At 71.6% G+C, this 19,571-nt stretch carries 11 protein-coding genes; 2 read left to right on the top strand and 9 right to left on the bottom strand.

The genetic code is table 11. The annotated features are described in order from the left end of the window. Positions 1-4 precede the first annotated feature (4 nt). From ACYVF4_RS09360 to ACYVF4_RS09340, 5 genes are all read right to left on the bottom strand, one after another. A complete protein-coding gene (locus ACYVF4_RS09360) occupies positions 5-5,983 on the bottom strand; it encodes an Ig-like domain-containing protein (protein WP_460722005.1) in 5,979 nt (1,992 codons plus the stop codon). Then, positions 5,983-7,116: a serine/threonine-protein kinase gene (locus tag ACYVF4_RS09355; protein WP_460722003.1), complete on the bottom strand. Its 1,134-nt coding sequence runs from the start codon at positions 7,114-7,116 to the stop codon at positions 5,983-5,985. Before ACYVF4_RS09355 ends, ACYVF4_RS09360 begins: the two co-directional genes overlap by 1 nt. A 137-nt stretch (positions 7,117-7,253) precedes the next feature. Next, on the bottom strand, positions 7,254-7,910 hold the full coding sequence (locus ACYVF4_RS09350) for a spermidine/putrescine ABC transporter substrate-binding protein (RefSeq protein ID WP_460722001.1): 657 nt from the start codon (positions 7,908-7,910) through the stop codon (positions 7,254-7,256). 56 nt (positions 7,911-7,966) lie between these two features. Continuing rightward, positions 7,967-8,416, bottom strand: a complete 450-nt coding sequence (locus tag ACYVF4_RS09345; protein ID WP_460721999.1) for a hypothetical protein — start codon at positions 8,414-8,416, stop codon at positions 7,967-7,969. A 46-nt stretch (positions 8,417-8,462) separates the two neighbouring features. After that, on the bottom strand, positions 8,463-9,509 hold the full coding sequence (locus ACYVF4_RS09340) for an ABC transporter (protein WP_460721997.1): 1,047 nt from the start codon (positions 9,507-9,509) through the stop codon (positions 8,463-8,465). A gap of 136 nt (positions 9,510-9,645) precedes the next feature. On the opposite strand from ACYVF4_RS09340, the gene ACYVF4_RS09335 reads away from it, so the two are divergent. After that, complete coding sequence (locus ACYVF4_RS09335) at positions 9,646-10,242, top strand: hypothetical protein (protein ID WP_460721995.1); 597 nt, start codon at positions 9,646-9,648, stop codon at positions 10,240-10,242. Between the two features lie 3 nt (positions 10,243-10,245). On the opposite strand, the gene ACYVF4_RS09330 is transcribed toward ACYVF4_RS09335, so the two are convergent. The 3 genes from ACYVF4_RS09330 to rpoB all read right to left on the bottom strand — a co-directional run bounded on the left by ACYVF4_RS09330 (position 10,246) and on the right by rpoB (position 18,373). Beyond that, positions 10,246-10,869: a hypothetical protein gene (locus ACYVF4_RS09330; RefSeq protein WP_460721993.1), complete on the bottom strand. Its 624-nt coding sequence runs from the start codon at positions 10,867-10,869 to the stop codon at positions 10,246-10,248. Positions 10,870-10,968: 99 nt separating this feature from the next. Beyond that, positions 10,969-14,841 (bottom strand): DNA-directed RNA polymerase subunit beta', encoded by a 3,873-nt coding sequence (gene rpoC, locus ACYVF4_RS09325; RefSeq protein WP_460721991.1) that lies wholly within the window; start codon positions 14,839-14,841, stop codon positions 10,969-10,971. 40 nt (positions 14,842-14,881) lie between these two features. Beyond that, positions 14,882-18,373, bottom strand: a complete 3,492-nt coding sequence (rpoB, locus tag ACYVF4_RS09320; protein WP_460721989.1) for a DNA-directed RNA polymerase subunit beta — start codon at positions 18,371-18,373, stop codon at positions 14,882-14,884. Positions 18,374-18,912: 539 nt separating this feature from the next. Between rpoB and ACYVF4_RS09315 the strand changes: the two genes are divergently transcribed. Next, positions 18,913-19,257, top strand: a complete 345-nt coding sequence (locus ACYVF4_RS09315; RefSeq protein WP_460723105.1) for a helix-turn-helix domain-containing protein — start codon at positions 18,913-18,915, stop codon at positions 19,255-19,257. Here the strand turns inward: ACYVF4_RS09315 and ACYVF4_RS09310 are convergent. Next, on the bottom strand, positions 19,182-19,535 hold the full coding sequence (locus ACYVF4_RS09310; RefSeq protein ID WP_460721987.1) for a hypothetical protein: 354 nt from the start codon (positions 19,533-19,535) through the stop codon (positions 19,182-19,184). The genes ACYVF4_RS09315 and ACYVF4_RS09310 overlap by 76 nt on opposite strands. Between the last annotated feature and the right edge of the window lie 36 nt (positions 19,536-19,571).

The following is a 19,571-nucleotide window of genomic DNA, read 5'->3' as shown; positions in this document are numbered from 1 at the left end:
GGTGTCAGGGCTTTGCGGGCCCGGGCTCGTCGGGGGGCAGGTTGGGGGTGCAGGCGGCCGAGAAGGCGGTGGCCGCGGGGGCGAGGTTCCATCCTTGCGCGTTCCAGTTCGCCGTGACCGAGATCCCGTCCACGCGGGCGGCGCCGACGGGCACATCCCACGTGCCGGCGGTGTGCGGCAGCAGGACGCCCGCGGCGTCGTAGTAGCGCAGCGCGGTGTTGCCGAAGGCGATGGCCGCGGTGCCGCCGCCCGGGGCGCTCGAGGAGTCCCCGCGGGGGGTGAGCTGTCCCCCGCCGACGCAGGACTCCACCCACCAGCGCGCCTGCACCTGGTAGGGCGCGCTGCCGGCGGCGGGCACGACGGTGGCCCACGGCGTCGCGCGGTCCCAGAACCGGTGGACGTATCGGACCTGGATGCCCGGGTCCTGCCCGAACACCGACGTGGGCGGTCCGCCGACGATCTCGACGTCGTTGTTGTTGGGCACGCGCTCGGTGGACGTCGGCTGCTGACGGATGATCCAGTCCGCACGCTCGGCCGCGACGTTCGGGACGGCATCCACCACGAACGTCCAGCCGCGGGGAGCGCGGCCGGTCTGCTGGGCCTGAACGGTGGCGGTCGCGGTGCTGCGCCCGAACGACGTGCCGTCCACCACGCTGTCCACGCACGCGGTGTAGCGGTACTCCTCGCCGTCGGGGAGGTTGGGGAAGGTCGCCGTGGCGCCGTCCGCCGAGGGCAGGCAGGGCGCGCCGTCGGGCACGATGTCGTAGCGCAGGGTCGAGCCGTCCCCGTTGAGGCGGGCGGTGGCCAGCGCGGTGACCGTCGAGGTGCCGTCGCCGTTGGAGACCGAGCTGAGGCTCAGCTGCGGGTCCAGGGGCCGGCCGACGCCGTTGGTCTGGATCGTCACGCCGGCCCCGGACGTCGACCCCTCCAGGCCCGGCGGCAGCGAGAAGCGCGACAGCGGGGTGACGGTGACCGCCGTGCGGGTGTTGGCGCCGACGCGGAACGAGCCGATCTCGACGCGGGTCTGCCCGCGCCCCACCGGGACGCGGACCGTCTCGCCCACGGGACTCGCGACCTCGATCGCGCCCGTCTGGGCGCCGTCGATGCCCTGCACCGTGACCGAGACGAGACCGCCGGCGCCGTCCGAGGTGACCACGGGGCGGGCCGACACGCTCTCGGGGGCGGGCGGCGGGTCGTACGCCCAGGCGGTGGTGCGCACGGCCTGGCGCGACTCCCCCACCGCGTTGACGGCGACGGCCGAGTACGAGCGCTCCTCGCCGTTGGGCGCGGCGATGGCCGGGCACGCGCCGTCCGCGCCGCAGCGGGCGACCACCTGATCCCCCGCACGGACGAGGAAGCCGGTGAGCGCCGGGTAGGCCTGCCGCGCCGGCCCGGGGTCGACCCGCAGAGTGACCGAGCCGTTGTCGTAGCCGGTCTGGCTCAGGCTCGCGGGAGCCTTCGGATACCCCTGCAGGTCGAGGGTCAGCGAGCCGTCCCGCGCACCGTTGGTGCGGCGCTGCTGGGCGTCGCGGACCGAGAAGGACGCGGTGCACGTGGCGCCCGGGGCGTCGTCCCGCCACGAGGCGACGACGGAGTCGGTGCCCGCCACGCGGAAGCTCACCCCGATGCACTCGCCGGTGGGACGGACGTCCACGACCTCGAGCGGCGTGCCCGGCAGCGGATTGACCTCGCCGGCCGCGCCGATGACGGCGATCGTGCACGACGAGCCGGCCGCCTGCGAACACTGCTGCGCCACCGCGCCGCCGCGCGGCAGCGCCTGCGGGGCGGCGCCGACGCGCAGGATGAGCCGGACGGGGGCCACGGCCGGGTGCGAGGTGACCGACACCACCGCCGCCTCGTCGGTGCCCGGGACGGCACGGTCGGCACCGGTGATGGTGAGGGTCGAACCGCTGCGGGTGACCTCGAACGCGCTTCCGCCGTAGTCGAGGCCGTACTCGATCCCCTGCCAGTCGGCCCGCAGCTGCCAGGTCGTCATGACGCGCAGGTCGAAGGTCGACGTCTCGCCGGGACCGACGGTCAGCGACGCCGCGCGCAGCTCGGGCTGCGGATCCAGCGCCCGGATGACGATCGGGACCGACAGGTAGGTCCAGTCCTCCTGCCCGGCCAGGCGCACCGGGACGCGGCATGCGTCCGACCAGGGCGCACCGGCGCCGGCCTCGTAGCGCACGACGGTGCCGGCCTCGACGCGGCAGGTCGCGTCGGCGCGCGCGCCCGAGCCCACGACGTCGTCGCCGACCTCGAGTCGCGTGCCGCGGGGTGCGGCGACGAGGCCCGCCATGTCGAAGGTCACCTCGTCGAGTTCGTCCACCTCGATGGCCGCGGCGTCGGAGCGCAGGGCGAGCGAGAGGTCGTCGTCGCCGGGCACCCGCAGGAAGGCGTAGGTCGTGACCTCGCCCGCCGATCCCTCACCGGTCACGGCGAACGGGATGACGCGCGTGGTGCGCGGCAGCGGACCGCTCAGCGTCGTCCCCGAGACGGCGACATCGTCGGGGTCGCCCCACAGCGACACCTCGAGGTCTGCCGCGTCGCCGCCGGACCACGAGACGTTGCCGTCCAGGACGTCCACCCCCGACGGGAAGTCCTCGCGCGTCTCGGCGGTGAGCACGGTGTCCGCCACCACCGGGTAGTCCGGGACGCTCTCGCGCACCACCTCGACGACGATGAGGCCGCGTCCGGTGTTGCCCGACGAGGATTCGACGTCGTAGAGGAAGGACATCGTGCCGGGGTCGGAACCCGCCGCGATGATCACGGCGCGCTCGCCCTGCGAGCGGATGCGGGACGACAGCCGGGTGTGCTCCGGATTGCGCGTGCCGTCCTCGAGCGTCGGGGCGAGGTCCGGGCGCACGCCGGTCAGCGTGAGCTCGCCCATCGTGGGATCGACGTCGTTGGCGAGGGGGCTCACCCGGATGACGCTGTCGGCCCCCGCCTGGACCTGCACGTAGTCGGTGTAGGTGACCGGGCTCGGATTGGACTGGGCGTCCAGCACGCCGATCCGCACCGTCCCTTCGCCGGTGGCCCCCAGAGCGTCCACGACGCGGTAGCGGAAGGAGACCTGCCCGCTGTCGCCCGGGACGCTGGTGTACACGATCGACGAGCCGTCCGCGGCGATGGTCGCCGCACCGCGCTCGGGCTGCGACAGGATGCGGTCCAGCGATGTCGCGTCGCCGTCGGGGTCGCCGCCGAAGCCGTCGAAGTCGATCACCGTGGACTGACCGCTCAGCACGCGACCCTCGAGCGTCTCGGCCAGCGGCGGGCGGTTGGACTCCTCGTCCAGCACGCGGATGCGGACGGTCGCGGCGTCGGCGAGCGACGGCGCCCCGACGGTGTAGACGCCGTACTGCACGGTGTAGTCGCCGGGCTCGGCCGGCGCGAGGTAGCGCAGCTCGTCGCCCGAGGCGAACGCGAGGGCGGACGGCGACGACGACGTCACGGTCCCGGGGTCCAGCAGGGGGCGGCCCCCGGCGGGCGCGATGTCGTTGTCGAGCACGGGGATGTCCAGCTGCGCGCCGGCGCGCACCACCACCCGGTCGTCGACGGCGATGGGGGCGAGCTCGGGCGCCGGCGGGAGCAGATAGACCGTGGCCTCGCCGGTGACGCGGGAGCCGGCATCCTCGGTGCCGTCGCTCACCGCGTAGGTGACGGTGCCGAGGCGTCCGGGGGCCCCGGACGCGGTCGTCCCCGACACCCGCAGATGGTTCTGGGCGACCGCGTCCACCGACAGCGACGCCCCCCCGTCGGGGCGCGCGACGACGTCGCTGAGCAGCAGGACGCGGCGGGTCGGATTGGAGACCGCGGCGAAGACGTCGAGCGTCGCGTCACGCTGCGGGTGCACGAAGGCCACCACGGGCGAGGTGGCCAGCTGCGCGGGCGCGTCGGCGTCGAGGATCGTGATGCGGACCGTGCCGGAGGCGGTGGCGACGCCGTCGGTCACGGTGAAGCCCACGCGGAAGACCCCCGCCGTGCGGGCGACGAAGTCGAAGGACGTCGATCCGGCAGAGACGGTGGCGCTGGCCGCGGCGTCGTCGAGGACGCGGGCCGACTCCAGCGCGACCGACCCGGCGGTGCCGGTCACGTGCCGCGAGACGTCGACGGCGAGGCCGGCATCCAGCGAATCGACGACGGCGAAGGACTGCACCGCGAGCGCAGGCTCGGGCGAGACGCGGATGACGAGCGGCTTGGTGGCCGTCGCCCCGGCGGTGTCGGCGACGGTGACCGCCAGCTCGACGAGCTCTTCGCCGCCCGAGCCGTCGTCGCTGTGCTGGTAGACGACGTCTCCGGACGGCGTGGCGGCGACGCTGCCGATTCCCGACGGGTTCTCGACGCCGAGCAGCAGCAGCGGGTCCCCGTCGGGGTCCACCCACCCCGACAGCACGGGGACGGTGACCGTGCCGCCCCGGGCCACCTCGGGCTCGGGCCACGGGGCAAGGCACCGCTCGACGCCGCACCACTGCGGTGCGGCGTTGGCGCCGGCCCCCGACACCGTGAGCGTGACCGACACCGGCTCCGAGCGCAGGCCCGCGGCCGACGTGCCGTCGGTCACGGCGTACGAGAACGTGGCGGTGCCGCTCGCGCCGGGCTCGGTGCGCACCGCCAGCCGCTGCCCGTCGTCGGTGATGGTGACCGCGCCGAAGCCGGGGTCCAGGCCCGTCACCGACTCGGGGTCCACCGCGAGCACGTCCTCGTTGGGATCGTGGTCGTTCAGCAGCACGGGCAGCGTGGCCAGGCTCGCCGCCCGCACGCCGAACGCGTCGGGCTCCGCCACGGGAGGCTTCGGATCGATCACGACGCTCAGCTGCTCGTCGCTCGGGACGGCGTCGGGGTCGGTGCGATCGTCGAGAGACCAGTCCTGGCTGGACGGCACGAGGCGGCCGTCCGGCACGGTCCACACCCATCCGGTGCGGGTCTCGTTGAGGATCACCGCGGATCCGCTCGCGACGAACGTGGGCCGCCGTTCGTCCGGCAGCTCGCCCGCGGCGTAGTCCAGCGGCGACGGGCCGGCACGGGAGGACCACAGGACGCCGCCCGCCGCCCCCTGCGCGAGCCACGCCGCGAACACCTCGCCGTCGTGGACGACCGGCTGCGCGGGGGTGCCCAGCACGGTGGTGCCCGTACCCGTGACGGTGTCGATCGCCGAGCCGTCGACCGCGACCCGCACGAGCGAGGTCTCGTCGGCGAGATAGACCGCGTCGCCGTCCGGATCGGGCTGGCCGACGACGACCGAACCAGTGGTAGGGGCGGATGCCGGGCCCTCGCCCCCGGGAAGCCACACGTCGCCGTCGTCGGCGTCGACGACGGCCCACACCTCGCCGGCGGCCGACACGGCGGGGCGGGTGAGCCCTTCCGCCCGCAGCCCGTCCCGCGAGAGCACCCGGCCGCCGGCGACGTCGTAGCGCACCACCGACGCGTCGGCGCGGGAGTACGCCACCAGGACGCCCGCGGAATCGATCGCCACGGCATCCGCCGTCCACGCCCGGGCCGCAACTCCGCCGGTCTCGCCGGCGGGCTCGGACGGCTCGATCCGCACCGTGTCGTCCTCCGACAGCCGCCCGGCGAAGACCGTGCCCGCATCGGTCCGGTAGGCCACGAAGTCCCCCGCGGTGGCGACGTCGACGGTACCGGCGGGCGTCGACGGCGCGTCCCGCAGGGCCTCGGCGTCCAGGTCCACCGGAAGGGCCGGGTCGATGCGGGTGAGCTTGCCGTAGCTGTCGGTGAACAGGAACGCGCCCGCCTCGCTCTGCACGACCTGACTGGGATTGGCGATGCTGCGGACCGTGTCCAGCTCGCCGATGGCGGTGTTCACGCGCGCATAGCGCCGGCCATCACCGGTCTGCAGCGCCCACACGGCCGTGTCGACGTCCGGGGTCTCGCGCGCATCCAGCCCCGGCCACACCACCCCGATCCCCACCAGCAGAGCCGCCGCGGCGGATCCGGCCACGATGCCGGCGAGGGCGCGGCGATGCATCACAGGATCCCCGTCGCCACGAGCGCCCCCGCGACGGCCGCGCCCGCGGCGATCACCGCGATGCCCGCGGCCAGCCACGGCCACGCGCGGCGCCGCCGCCGGTCCGGCGCCGAGATCTCGGCGTCCTCGTCCCGCGCGTACGAGGTGGCGTCCAGGCCCGGCGCGCGCTTGCGGCGCTCCTCGCGCTCGATGCGGCTGCGGGCGGGACCGCGCAGGTCGCTGTCGTCGAAATCGACGTCGCGCGACACCGGCGCCCACCCCGCCTCGGGCACCTCGACGGGCGTGCGGGCGAGGCCGAGCTCGGCCTGGACGTCGCGCAGCGCCTCGGCGAAGGCCAGCGCCGTGGGCTGCCGGCGCCCCGGATCGCGGCTCATGGCCGTGGCCAGCACGGTCTGCAGCGACGCGGGAACATCGGCGCGCGGGATGTCGGTGTACGAGGCGCGCGCGATGCGGCGACGCAGCAGGTCGCGGGAGTTCTGCCCGCGCTCGCGACGCTCGAAGGGGCTGTGGCCGGCCAGCAGCGAATAGACGGTGGCGCCGAGACTCCACACCTCGCTGGCCACGGTCCCCGACGTGGTCTCGGCGACGACCTCGGGCGCGCTCCAGGGGATCGACATCGCCAGCACCTCGCCGGGTCGCACCCGCAGCAGCGACGACGAGATCCCGAAGTCGGCGAGGACCGGCGTCCCGAACGTCGTGATGAGGATGTTGCTCGGCTTCACGTCACGATGGATGAGCCCGGCGCGGTGGGCGGACTCCAGCGCCCCCGCCATCCGGACGCCGATGGCGAGCACCTCGTCCACCGGCATCCGCTCGATGCGATAGCGCTGCGCGAGCGAACCGGGGCAGTACTCCATGACGATGTACGGCCGGCCGTCGGCCGAGATGCCCGCCTGGTACACCGTGACGATGGCGGGGTGGGCCGAGAGGTGGGCGAGGACGTCCGCCTCGCTGTTGAACATGCGCCGCAGGCCCGGGTCGCGGATGTCGCTGGGCAGGACCTTGACGGCCACGTCGCGGCGCGGCATGTCCTGCTCGTAGAGGAACACGTCGGCGAAGCCGCCGGACCCGAGCGGGCGGATGTAGGCGAGCCCCGGCAGGATCGGGGGCGACGACGGCAGTCGAGCGGCCACTCATCCTCCCCCCGGGAACGCCGCCGAGACGAGGCGGGCGCGGGCGACCTTCTCACCCGCGAGCCCGCCCATGCTAACAAAGGCGGTCGGCCGCGCCGCGACGGCTGTGGACGGGGTGCGACGACGGATGCCGCGGGTCATTCCCGCGGCGGATCGTTGGGGTCGAACGGCGCGTCCAGCGACTTGGTGAGCTCCTCGAGCATCGCCTCGATCTGCGGCTCGACGTAGGTGGCGACGGCCGACTGGATCCGCAGTCGGTGGTGGAGCAGGATCGCGCACACCTCGCGGCCGATCATGTTGGCGTAGTCGTCGGCGAGCCCCACCTCCTGACGCAGCGCGGCCTTGGCCTCGTCGCTCAGCGGCGGCAGATCGGGCACGTGCGCGGCGGCCTCTTCGGCGAGCCCCGCGATCGTGAACAGGAACGGCGAGCCCGGCACCGGGTCGGGGTCCAGCGGCAGCCCGTCGAACTCCGGCTCCAGCCCCTCGCCCGGCTGGTACGTGCGGGCGCGGTTGCGGGCGGCCTGCTGATCGAGCTCCGCCTGCAGCATCGGCAGGTTCAGCGCGGTGTACTCGGCGACGGCGTGGTCGACGATCGTCTTGATCCGGGTGGACAGCCCGTGCTGCACGCCGTGCGGCACATCGGCCCCGAGGCCCGCGGCGGACAGGACGGGCGACCCGAAGCAGCGTCGGCACGGAGCGACCCGGCCGCGGTGGGTGGCGGGCTGCCAGCGCGGGAGCCAGCGCAGCCAGGCGTCCACGGCCTGGCTCACCTGCGTCTCGAGCGAGCGCTCCACACGTTCACGGTAGCGCCGCGGGACCGCCGCGGGCGGGATATCCCGCCGGACCCGCCCTACAGATCGTCCTCGGACTCCCACGGCCACCGCGGGCGTGCCGCGCGCGTGCGCACGAGCGCGACCCCGCCCCAGCCGCATACGAGCCCCACCGCGGCCACCACGACGCCGAACCACGACGTCGCCACCGCGCCGGCGGCTCCCAGGGCCGCCGCCGGACCGCCGCCTGCGAGCAGGGCGCCGAACCACACGCCGCCGAGGTAGGCCAGGAACGCCGCCGCCGCGCACCACACCGCGGCGAGGTACGAGGGGCGACGACGGATGCCGGCCCACAGCCCCGCCGCGAACGCCACCGTCGCCGCGGTGGTCGCCGAAACGCCGGGGGCGAGGCCCAGGCCGGGCGTGGCCACCACGTCCGCGTTCAGCAGCAGACTCAGCATCCCGAGCCCGAAGATGAGGAGGGCGACGAACGAGACCGTCGCGAGCGCGAGCGCGACGGCCGGCCTCACGGGGCCGGCTTCGCCGGGCGCGCGCCCTGTCACCGCGGCTGCCTGGTCAGGGGCGGACGAGCTGCGGCCCGGCCTCGAGCGTGCGCTCGTACTCGCGCTGCGCGGCGACGTTGAGCTCGGTCACCCGGCGACCGCGCGAGGCGACCCACGCCCCGAACCAGATCGTGAGCTCGCGGGCGAAGACGAACGCGGCGATCGCGAGGGGCGCCAGGTACTGCCCCTCGAGCAGTTCCGCGCCCTCGCGGGCGGTGAGCATCCAGAAGGGCGCCTGGAAGAGCTGCCCGAGCAGGTGCCCGCCGTACGCGGCGAGTCCCACGAGCAGGCCGAGGATGACCCACAGCCCCCAGCGGCCGCGGTTGATCGCCGCGCCCAGCAGCCAGAAGGCCAGGAAGAAGACCACGACCGGCACCCAGAACGACCACGTGGCGAGCGCCTCGAGGGCGGTCGTGCCGACACCGGCGAGATCGACGTCGCCCTCGAGCGCGCCGATGCCGAGCCACGCCGCGAGGTACAGGGCGCCGAAGGAGAGGGCGGCGAGGATGCCGATGCCGGCGGCGGCGGCGCGGTTACTGCGCGGCCGCGGCGCCTCGGGCGCCTGCACGAAGATCGGCTGACCGCCGAAGCCCGACGTCGCGGCGGCGCCCGCACCGAGGGCGCCGCCGGTGGCGGCCGGAGCGGCGTACACGTCGTGATCGCGACGCTCGGGAGCGGCAGCGTACGTGTCGTGCTCGTGGTGCTCGCCCGACGGCTCGCTCGCCGTGACGCGCGGCGCGTCGCCGGTGCCGGGAGCGTCGTACACCGAGGTCGCGGGGGCGTCGTACGCCGAGGCGTGCACGGCCGACGCCGGCTCGGGCGCGTCGCTCACGGGCTGGTCGCTCACGGGCTCATCTGCAGCGTCGGCGGAGCGACCGTTGAGGTCGGCGCGCAGCGGACCGGTGGACGTGCTGGGCGCGGCGTCGGCCGCCTCGCGCGCGGCGGCGTCACGGCGAGCGGCCTCGGCGTCGGCCAGGCCCTCGTTGGCGCGCCCGACGACGTCGCCGTCGTGGGTGGGCTCTTCGACGGGTTCGCCGTACGTCGACTTGGGGTCGCTCATCGGATGCACTCCTCACGCGGGACCGGTTCCCGCAGTGCGAGGGTAGCGCCCGCACCGCCCGCCGCCCGGCAGGCGTGCCGCGCGATTCCCAGCGCGCCGCACCGGCGCGTCCCGCCGCGTCGCTAGGGTGTTCGCCATGCGAGGCATGATCGCGCGGATGCTGTCGGTCACCGCGGCGCTGCTGACCGCGGCGGCACTCGCGGGGTGCGCCCCCGATGCGGACGCACCGCCGGCATCCACCCCCATGTCCGCCCCGGCCACCCCTACGCCGATCCCGACGCGGACGCTCGAGGCGACCGCCACCCCCGCAGCCTCGGCCCGGATCCCCACGGACTGCCGGGCCATCCTGTCGGCCGCCGTGCTCGCCCAGCTCGAGGACGTGCCGCTGAACGATCCCGCCTTCGGCCCTTCGGGCGCGCAGTCGGACGGCAGCCTGGTGTGCGTGTGGGGCGACCCGGGCGCCGACACCACCCGTCTGGTGACAGAGATCACGCGCATCTACCGGGGACCCGCGTTGGATCTGCTGAACGAGCTCGCCGACGACGAGGACTTCACGTGCTACACGCCGGACGGCGGGACGCGCTGCGAGAAGTCGTGGAAGAACGACACCTACCCGGTCACCGACGGGCGGACGCTGTTCTGGCGCGACGACGTGCTCATCGACACGCGTTACTCCAACCTTGCCCCGAGCGGCTACACCGACGCGATCGTCACCGCCGTCTTCGGCGGCTGAGCCTCACCCGAACAGGAACCGGTCCAGCCGCGGGCCGTACGCCTCGGGCTGCCACGTCGTCTCGACGCTGGACAGCCACAGCCCCGCGCGGAACGTGTGCTCCTCGCGCACCCGCCCGACGTCACGCGCACAGCTGAGGGCGGGGCGGTCGGCGACCGGGCTCGCATCGCACGCGAACCCCTGCGAGCGCAGTGCCGCCTCGGCCACCGGCAGCGAGGCGGAGTCCACCGACGACAGGGTGGTCACGATCGACCCGGGCGTCTCGCGCGCCCAGCGGCACGTCACGCGCACCTCGGGTGCCAGCGCCTCGGTCACCGAGCCGGCGGCCGTGTCGGGCGGCGTGCGGTCCTGCCGCAGGACGACCCCGGCCGTCCAGGTGAGCTCCGCCCACAGCGAGTCCGGGTACAGGCCCCGGCAGTCCACGGCGTTCAGATCGATGGTCTCGGATGCCGGCGGCGCGGGCACGCGGGCCGCCCGTTCGCTCGCTCCGCGCAGGGTGTCGCCGACCCACGTGACGGCGACGGGCAGCATCGGCACCGCGAGCCACAGCAGGGCGGCCACGACGGCGAAGCACGCGAGCGTCGCGGGCACCGCGATCCACGTGCTTCGTCCCCCCGTCCGAGCCATGGCTCCACGGTAGATCGGCATCGCGCCGACTGCCCGGCGCGGCACGCGAAACGACCGAGGGCCCCGGTGTGAACCGGGGCCCTCGGTGTGACGGGTGTCTCAGTTGTAGTTGCCCGAGAAGTCGTCCGTGGTGAAGCTGTCGAAGTCGACGTAGCTCAGGTCGGCGTCCGAGTAGGCGCCGTCCGAGGCGAAGATGCGGTTGGGGTACCGCTCGCTCTTGGCCTCCTCCGTCGCCTCGACCGTGACGTTGCGGTACTTCGCAAGTCCGGTTCCGGCGGGGATGAGCTTTCCGATGATGACGTTCTCCTTGAGGCCGACCAGCGGGTCGCTCTTGCCCTCCATGGCCGCCTGGGTGAGCACCCGGGTGGTCTCCTGGAACGAGGCGGCCGACAGCCACGACTCGGTCGCCAGCGACGCCTTGGTGATACCCATCAGCTCGGGACGGCCCGAGGCGGGGCGCTTGCCCTCGGCGACGGCCTCGCGGTTGATCGACTGGTAGCGCTTGAGGTCCACCATCTCGCCGGGCAGCAGCGTGGTGTCGCCGTGGTCGACCACGGTGACCTTCCGCAGCATCTGGCGCACGATGACCTCGATGTGCTTGTCGTGGATCGGCACACCCTGCGAGCGGTAGACGCCCTGCACGCCGCCGACGAGGTACTTCTGCACCTCGCGGGCGCCCATGACACGCATGACCTCCTTGGGGTCGAGCGTGCCGACGAGGATCGGCTGGCCGACCGTGACGTGCTGGCCGTCCTCGACCAGCAGCGTCGCGCGCTTGAGCACGGGGTAGACGTGCGGCTCGTCGCCGTTGTCGGGCGTCAGGATGACCTTCTTGGCCTTGTCGGTCTCGTCGATCGTGATGCGGCCGTCGGCCTCGGCGATCGGCGACGCGCCCTTGGGGGTACGCGCCTCGAAGAGCTCCTGCACGCGGGGCAGACCCTGCGTGATGTCATCGGCCGACGCCGAGCCACCGGTGTGGAAGGTACGCATCGTCAGCTGCGTTCCGGGCTCACCGATCGACTGGGCGGCGATGATGCCGACCGCCTCGCCGATGTCGACGAGCGATCCGGTGGCCAGCGAGCGGCCGTAGCACAGCGCGCACACGCCGACCGCGGAGTCGCACGTGAGGACCGAGCGGACCTTGATGGACTCCACGCCCGACTCGATCAGCTGGTTGATCTCGGGGTCGCCGACGTCCGAGCCGGCGGCCAGCAGCACGGTGCCCGCCTCGTCGACGACGTCGACCGCCAGGGTCCGTGCGAACACCGAGTTCTCGACGTTCGGGTCGCGCACGAGCGCACCGTCGGCGCCCGCGGCGGCGATCGGCATCTCGAGGCCCTTCGACGTGCCGCAGTCCTCCTCGCGGATGATGACGTCCTGCGAGACGTCCACCAGACGACGCGTGAGGTACCCCGAGTCGGCGGTACGCAGCGCGGTGTCGGCCAGACCCTTTCGGGCACCGTGGGTGGCGATGAAGTACTCCGCCACCGACAGGCCCTCGCGGTACGACGAGATGATCGGACGCGGGATGATCTCACCCTTGGGGTTGTTCACCAGGCCTCGCATACCGGCGATGTTCCGGATCTGCAGCCAGTTACCACGGGCACCCGACGACACCATGCGGTTGATGGTGTTGTCCTCGGGGAAGTTCTCCCGCATCGCGGCCTGGACCTCGTCGGTCGCCTCGGTCCAGATCTTGATGAGCTCCTGACGACGCTCGGCGTCGGTGGTGAGACCCTTCTCGAACTGCGCCTGCGCCTTGGCCGCGGCCTTCTCGTGCTTGGCGACGATCTCCTTCTTGCTGGGCGGCGTGAGGATGTCGCTGAGCGCCACGGTGACACCCGAACGGGTGGCCCAGTAGAAGCCGGCGTCCTTGATGCGGTCCAGCGTCGCGGCGACCTCGACCTTGGGGTACTCCTCGGCCAGCTTGTTGACGATCTGCGACAGTTTGCCCTTGTCGGCCTGCTCGCGCACGAACGGGTAGCCCTTGGGCAGCGCGTCGTTGAAGATCGCCTGACCGAGCGAGGCGTCCACGAGACCGTGGCGCTCGTAGCCCTCGGGGGCGTCGCCCTCGAGGAAGGCCAGACCCGGGATGCGGATGCGCACCTTGGCCTGCAGGTCGAGGGCGCCCTCGTCCTTGGCCAGGATCGCCTCGGACACCGAGCCGAACACGCGACCCTCGCCGGCGGCGCCCTCCCTGACCGTGGTCAGGTGGTGCAGGCCGATGATCATGTCCTGCGAGGGCAGGGTGACCGGACGGCCGTCCGACGGCTTGAGGATGTTGTTCGACGCCAGCATCAGGATGCGGGCCTCGGCCTGGGCCTCGACCGACAGCGGCAGGTGCACGGCCATCTGGTCACCGTCGAAGTCCGCGTTGAAGGCGGCGCACACGAGCGGGTGCAGCTGGATGGCCTTACCCTCGACGAGCTGCGGCTCGAAGGCCTGGATGCCGAGGCGGTGCAGCGTGGGTGCGCGGTTGAGCAGCACCGGACGCTCGCGGATGATCTCTTCGAGCACGTCCCAGACCTCGGGACGGTAGCGCTCGACGGCGCGCTTGGCGGCCTTGATGTTCTGCGAGTGACCGAGGTCGATCAGGCGCTTGATCACGAACGGCTTGAACAGCTCCAGCGCCATCTGCTTGGGCAGACCGCACTGGTGCAGCTTCAGCTGCGGACCAACGACGATGACCGAACGGCCCGAGTAGTCCACGCGCTTTCCGAGCAGGTTCTGGCGGAACCGGCCCTGCTTTCCCTTGAGCATGTCGCTCAGGGACTTCAGCGCGCGGTTGCCGGTGCCCGTGACGGGGCGACCGCGGCGGCCGTTGTCGAACAGCGCGTCGACGGCCTCCTGCAGCATCCGCTTCTCGTTGTTGACGATGATCTCGGGGGCACCGAGGTCGATCAGGCGACGCAGGCGGTTGTTGCGGTTGATCACGCGGCGGTACAGGTCGTTGAGGTCCGACGTGGCGAAGCGGCCACCGTCGAGCTGGACCATCGGCCGGAGCTCGGGCGGGATCACCGGGACGACGTCGAGCACCATCGCGGCCGGGCTCATGCCGGTCTGCAGGAAGGAGTTCACGACCTTCAGGCGCTTGATCGCGCGGATCTTGCGCTGCCCCTTGCCCTCGGCGATCTGCAGGTGCAGGTTCTCGGCCTCGGTGGCCAGGTCGAACGACAGCAGGCGCAGCTTGATGGCCTCGGCGCCCATGTGGGCCTCGAAGTACTGGCCGAAGCGGTCCTGCAGCTCGTGGAAGATCTCGTCCTCGCCCTTGAGCGCGCCGACCTCGAGCGTGCGGAAGTCCTCCCACACGCGCTCGAGCTTGGCGATGGAGTCGTCCGCCTGCTTGCGGATCTGCGCCATCTCCTTCTCGGCGGCGTCCTTGACCTTCTTCTTCTGGTCGGCCTTGGCGCCTTCCTCCTCGAGCGCGGCGAGCTCCTCCTCCAGCTTGGCCAGACGCGTGGCGATCCGCGAGTCGCGGCGGTCGCCGAGCGTCTTCAGCTCGAGGCGGATGTTGTTCTCCTGCGTGGCGAGGTCGCGGTGGCGCGCGTCCTCGTCGACCGAGATCACCATGTAGGCGGCGAAGTAGATGACCTTCTCGAGGTCCTTCGGCGCCATGTCCAGCAGGTAGCCCAGGCGCGAGGGGACGCCCTTGAAGTACCAGATGTGGGTGACGGGCGCGGCGAGCTCGATGTGGCCCATGCGCTCGCGGCGGACCGAGGACTTGGTGACCTCGACACCGCATCGCTCGCACACGATGCCCTTGAAGCGGACGCGCTTGTACTTGCCGCAGGCGCACTCCCAGTCGCGGCTGGGTCCGAAGATCTGCTCGCCGAAGAGGCCGTCCTTCTCGGGCTTGAGCGTGCGGTAGTTGATGGTCTCGGGCTTCTTGACCTCGCCGTAGGACCAGCGACGGATGTCGTCGGCGGTGGCCAGGCCGATGCGAAGCTCATCGAAAGTTGTTGCGTCGAGCACTAGTTCTCCTGTGTCGGAATTCTTGCGTTGCCTGGCGAGATCAGATCTCGTCGATGGACGAGGACTCGAACCGGGTCGAGATGTTGATGCCGAGCTCCTCGGCGGCGCGGAAGGCGTCGTCGTCGGTGTCCCGCAGGTTCACCGCGGTGCCGTCGGCCGAGAGGACCTCGACGTTCAGGCAGAGCGACTGCATCTCCTTCATGAGGACCTTGAACGACTCCGGGATGCCGGGCTCCTGGATGTTCTCGCCCTTGACGATCGCCTCGTACACCTTGACGCGGCCGAGGATGTCGTCGGACTTGATCGTCAGGAGCTCCTGCAGCGCGTACGCGGCACCGTAGGCCTCGAGGGCCCACACCTCCATCTCACCGAAGCGCTGGCCGCCGAACTGCGCCTTACCACCCAGCGGCTGCTGCGTGATCATCGAGTACGGGCCGGTCGAGCGCGCGTGGATCTTGTCGTCCACGAGGTGGTGCAGCTTCAGGATGTACATGTAGCCGACCGAGATGGGCGCCGGGAACGGCTCGCCGGAGCGGCCGTCGAACAGGCGGGTCTTGCCGCTGGAGTCGATCAGCCGGTCGCCGTCGCGCGTGGGGAGCGTGGAGTCCAGCAGGCCCGCGATCTCCTCCTCGAACGCGCCGTCGAACACGGGGGTGGCGACCTTCGTGCCGGGGGCGGCCTCGCGGGCCTCGTCCGGAAGGCGCATCGCCCACTCGGGGGTGCCCTCGACCTTCCAACCCTGCTTGGCGATCCAGCCGAGATGCGTCTCGAGCACCTGGCCGAAGTTCATGCGACCGGGGATGCCGAGCGGGTTGAGGATAACGTCGACCGGGGTGCCGTCGGCGAGGAACGGCATGTCCTCGACGGGGAGGATCTTCGCGATGACGCCCTTGTTGCCGTGGCGGCCGGCGAGCTTGTCGCCCTCGGTGATCTTGCGCTTCTGGGCGATGTAGACCACGACGCGGCGGTTGACGCCCGAGCCGAGCTCGTCGTCGCCGTCCTCGGCGTTGAACTCCTTGACCGCGATGATCGTGCCGGCCTCGCCGTGGGGGACCTTCAGCGACGTGTCGCGGACCTCGCGGCTCTTCTCGTTGAAGATCGCGCGGAGCAGACGCTCCTCGGCCGACAGCTCGGTCTCGCCCTTGGGCGTGACCTTGCCGACGAGGATGTCGCCGGGGCGGACCTCGGCGCCGATGCGGATGATGCCGCGCTCGTCGAGGTCCTTCAGCAGGTCGGGGCTGACGTTGGGGAGGTCACGGGTGATCTCCTCCTTGCCGAGCTTGGTGTCGCGGGCGTCGACCTCGTACTCCTCGATGTGGATCGACGAGAGGGTGTCGTCCTTCACCAGGTCCTGGCTGAGGATGATGGCGTCCTCGAAGTTGTGGCCCTCCCACGTCATGAACGCCACGAGCAGGTTCTTGCCGAGCGCGAGCTCGCCGTTCTCGGTCGCGGGGCCGTCGGCGATGACCTCGCCGGCCTCGATGCGGTCGCCCGCCGAGACGATGACGCGCTGGTTGTAGGACGTGCCCTGGTTGGAGCGGTCGAACTTGCGCAGGAAGTAGTCCTGCGTGCCGCCCTCGTCCAGCTGCACCGTGACGACGTCGGCCGAGACCTCCAGCACGACGCCCGCCTTCTCGGCGGTGATGACGTCACCGGCGTCGATCGCGGCGTAGCCCTCCATGCCCGTGCCGACCACCGGCGACTCCGAGCGCAGCAGCGGCACGGCCTGGCGCTGCATGTTCGCGCCCATGAGCGCGCGGTTGGCGTCGTCGTGCTCGAGGAACGGGATGAGCGAGGTCGCCACCGACACCATCTGGCGCGGCGAGACGTCCATGTAGCCGATCTCGTCGGCGGGGATGAGGTCCACCTCGCCGCCCTTGGAGCGGGCGAGGACGCGGTCCTCGGCGAAGTGGCCGTCGGCCTTCAGCGGCGCGTTGGCCTGGGCGACGATGAAGTCGTCCTCCTGGCTCGCGGTGAGGTACTCGATCTCGTCGGTCACGCGGCCGCCGACGACCTTGCGGTACGGCGTCTCGATGAAGCCGAACGAGTTGATGCGGGCGAACGACGCGAGCGAGCCGATCAGGCCGATGTTCGGGCCTTCCGGCGTCTCGATCGGGCACATGCGGCCGTAGTGCGACGGGTGGACGTCACGGACCTCGACGCCCGCGCGCTCACGCGACAGACCGCCGGGGCCGAGCGCCGACAGGCGGCGCTTGTGGGTCAGCCCCGCGAGCGGGTTGTTCTGGTCCATGAACTGCGACAGCTGCGACGTGCCGAAGAACTCCTTGATCGCCGCCACGACGGGACGCACGTTGATCAGGGTCTGCGGCGTGATCGCCTCGATGTCCTGCGTGGTCATGCGCTCGCGGACGACGCGCTCCATGCGGGACAGACCGGTGCGGACCTGGTTCTGGATGAGCTCGCCCACCGCGCGGATGCGGCGGTTGCCGAAGTTGTCGATGTCGTCGACGTCCAGGCGGATCTCGGCGGTCTTGCCCGAGCGCAGGCCCTCGAAGGTCGTGTCGCCGCGGTGCAGGCGGACGAGGTACTTGATCGTGGCGACGATGTCGTCGACGGTCAGGACCGAGTCGGACAGCGGAGCGTCCAGGCCCAGCTTCTGGTTGATCTTGTACCGGCCGACCTTCGCCAGGTCGTAGCGCTTGGGGTTGAAGTAGAAGTTGTCCAGAAGCGCGCGGGCGGCCTCGGCGGCGACCTGCTCGCCCGGACGCAGCTTGCGGTAGATGTCGCGGAGCGCGTCCTCCTTGGTGAGGATCGTGTCCTTGGACAGCGTCTCTTCGATCGAGTCGAAGCCCGCGAACTCGTTCAGGATGTCCTCGCTGGACAGGCCGAGGGCCTTGAGGAAGACGGTGACCGACTGCTTGCGCTTGCGGTCGATGCGCACGCCCACCTGGTCGCGCTTGTCGATCTCGAACTCCAGCCACGCGCCGCGGCTGGGGATGACGCGCGCCGAGACGATGTCCTTGTCGGACGTCTTGTCGGGGGTCTTGTCGAAGTAGACGCCGGGCGAGCGCACGAGCTGCGAGACGACGACGCGCTCGGTGCCGTTGATGATGAACGTGCCCTTGTCGGTCTGCAGGGGGAAGTCGCCCATGAAGACCGTCTGCGTCTTGATCTCACCGGTCTGGTGGTTCATGAACTCGGCCTCGACGTAGAGCGGGGCGGCGTAGGTCTTGCCGCGCTCCTTGCACTCCTCGATGGAGTACTTCTCGGGCTCGAGGTAAGGGTTCGTGAACGACAGCTGCATCGTCTCGCTGAGGTCCTCGATGGGCGAGATCTCCTCGAAGATCTCCTCGAGGCCGCTCTTGAGGGCGACGTCGGTGCGGCCGGCAGCCTGCGCCTCGGCGAGGCGCTGCTTCCAGGCCTCGTTGCCGACGAGCCAGTCGAACGATTCCGTCTGCAGCGCCAGCAGGTCCGGGACCGTCAGCGTGTCGGAAATCTTGGCGAACGAAAGACGGGAAGCTCCGCGTCCGTTCTTGAGGGTGGTGGTGGATGCGTTGCGCGCAGCAGCCAAGGGGATTACCTCCGTGGGCCCGGGTGGGGCTCGTTTCCTTGTCGTCAGGTGGAGTGCTCGATCGTCCCCGAAGCCCACACGTCACGCGCCGCGTTTCCGCGGGGACATGTGGACACAGCCGACCACCATATGAGGGCAGGGGGAATCCAGAGCGCAACTACCAACTATACGTCGCGGGACGCGCCGTGTCCACTTGGATTCTTGAAAAGATCCGGATGCTGCGGTATAAACGCGCCGTTCCATGCTCAGCGCGAGGCGGCCCAGCCCGGACCGTAAAGGTCCTCGCCGGCGACCACACCGAACCGGCGCATCAACTCGGGCACCGAATCCGGCACCATCTCGAGTCCGTAGCGTTCTGCGAGCGCCAGCTCTTCGGCATCCGCCGCGGCCCTCGAGGATGAAGCTGTATTCGTCCTCTTTGGTATGCCGGTGCAGCGGGGCGGCGAGCGCCCGGGACGACATGAGGTGTTCGACGAGCGCGAAACGCTCGCCGGCTTCGGGACCATCGAGCATGAACCGCACTCCGATGCTGCCGAGGAATCCGGCCGCGCGGTCGGTGGGCCGGACGATCAATCACCGAAAGCGCGGTGGCGCTGCACGGGAGCCTCGGCCCGTCGCGGACGTCGATGAGCGCGGTGGCCGAGCATGCCGGCGTCCGGCGGTCGACGCTGTACCGGCACTTCCCCGATGAGCAGGCACTGTTCGCCGCGTGCTCGAGCCATTGGTCCGAGATGCAGGTACGTCCGCTCACGAACGGCCCGCCCTCTCGGCGAGAAGGCGGGCCGTGGTCTGGCGCTCGATTCTCCTCTCAATGCGTCGCGTTGCCGCGGCACGCCTGGCCGGGGTGCAGCCCGATGCTCGTGAGGAAGTCGCTCGATCCGTAGACCACGTAGGCCCCCCAGTTCTGCACACCGTGGTAGCGATCCTTGCCGCCGGGGGCCTGGTTGCCCCGCTTCGACGACGCGTCGTCGTTGAAGGCCGGCGGATTGCCCTCGATCGCGTCTGCGACGTCGAGGCCGGAGTAATGGCACTCCGAGTGGGCCTTGCCCTGATTGTCGTTGGGCTCGCCGTTGCCGCGCGTCTCGCCGGCGAACGCCGCCGATCCGCTGCCGAACACCAGGCCCAGCGCCAGGACGCCGGTGATCACCGCACGCCTGTCCATATCGACACCTCCTCCGCCGAGGGCGGCCCCAGTGTC

This window comes from Microbacterium aureliae, from assembly GCF_054780155.1.
The sequence above is the reverse complement of the archived record's forward strand: the minus strand, read 5'-3'. Positions and strand labels throughout refer to the sequence as shown.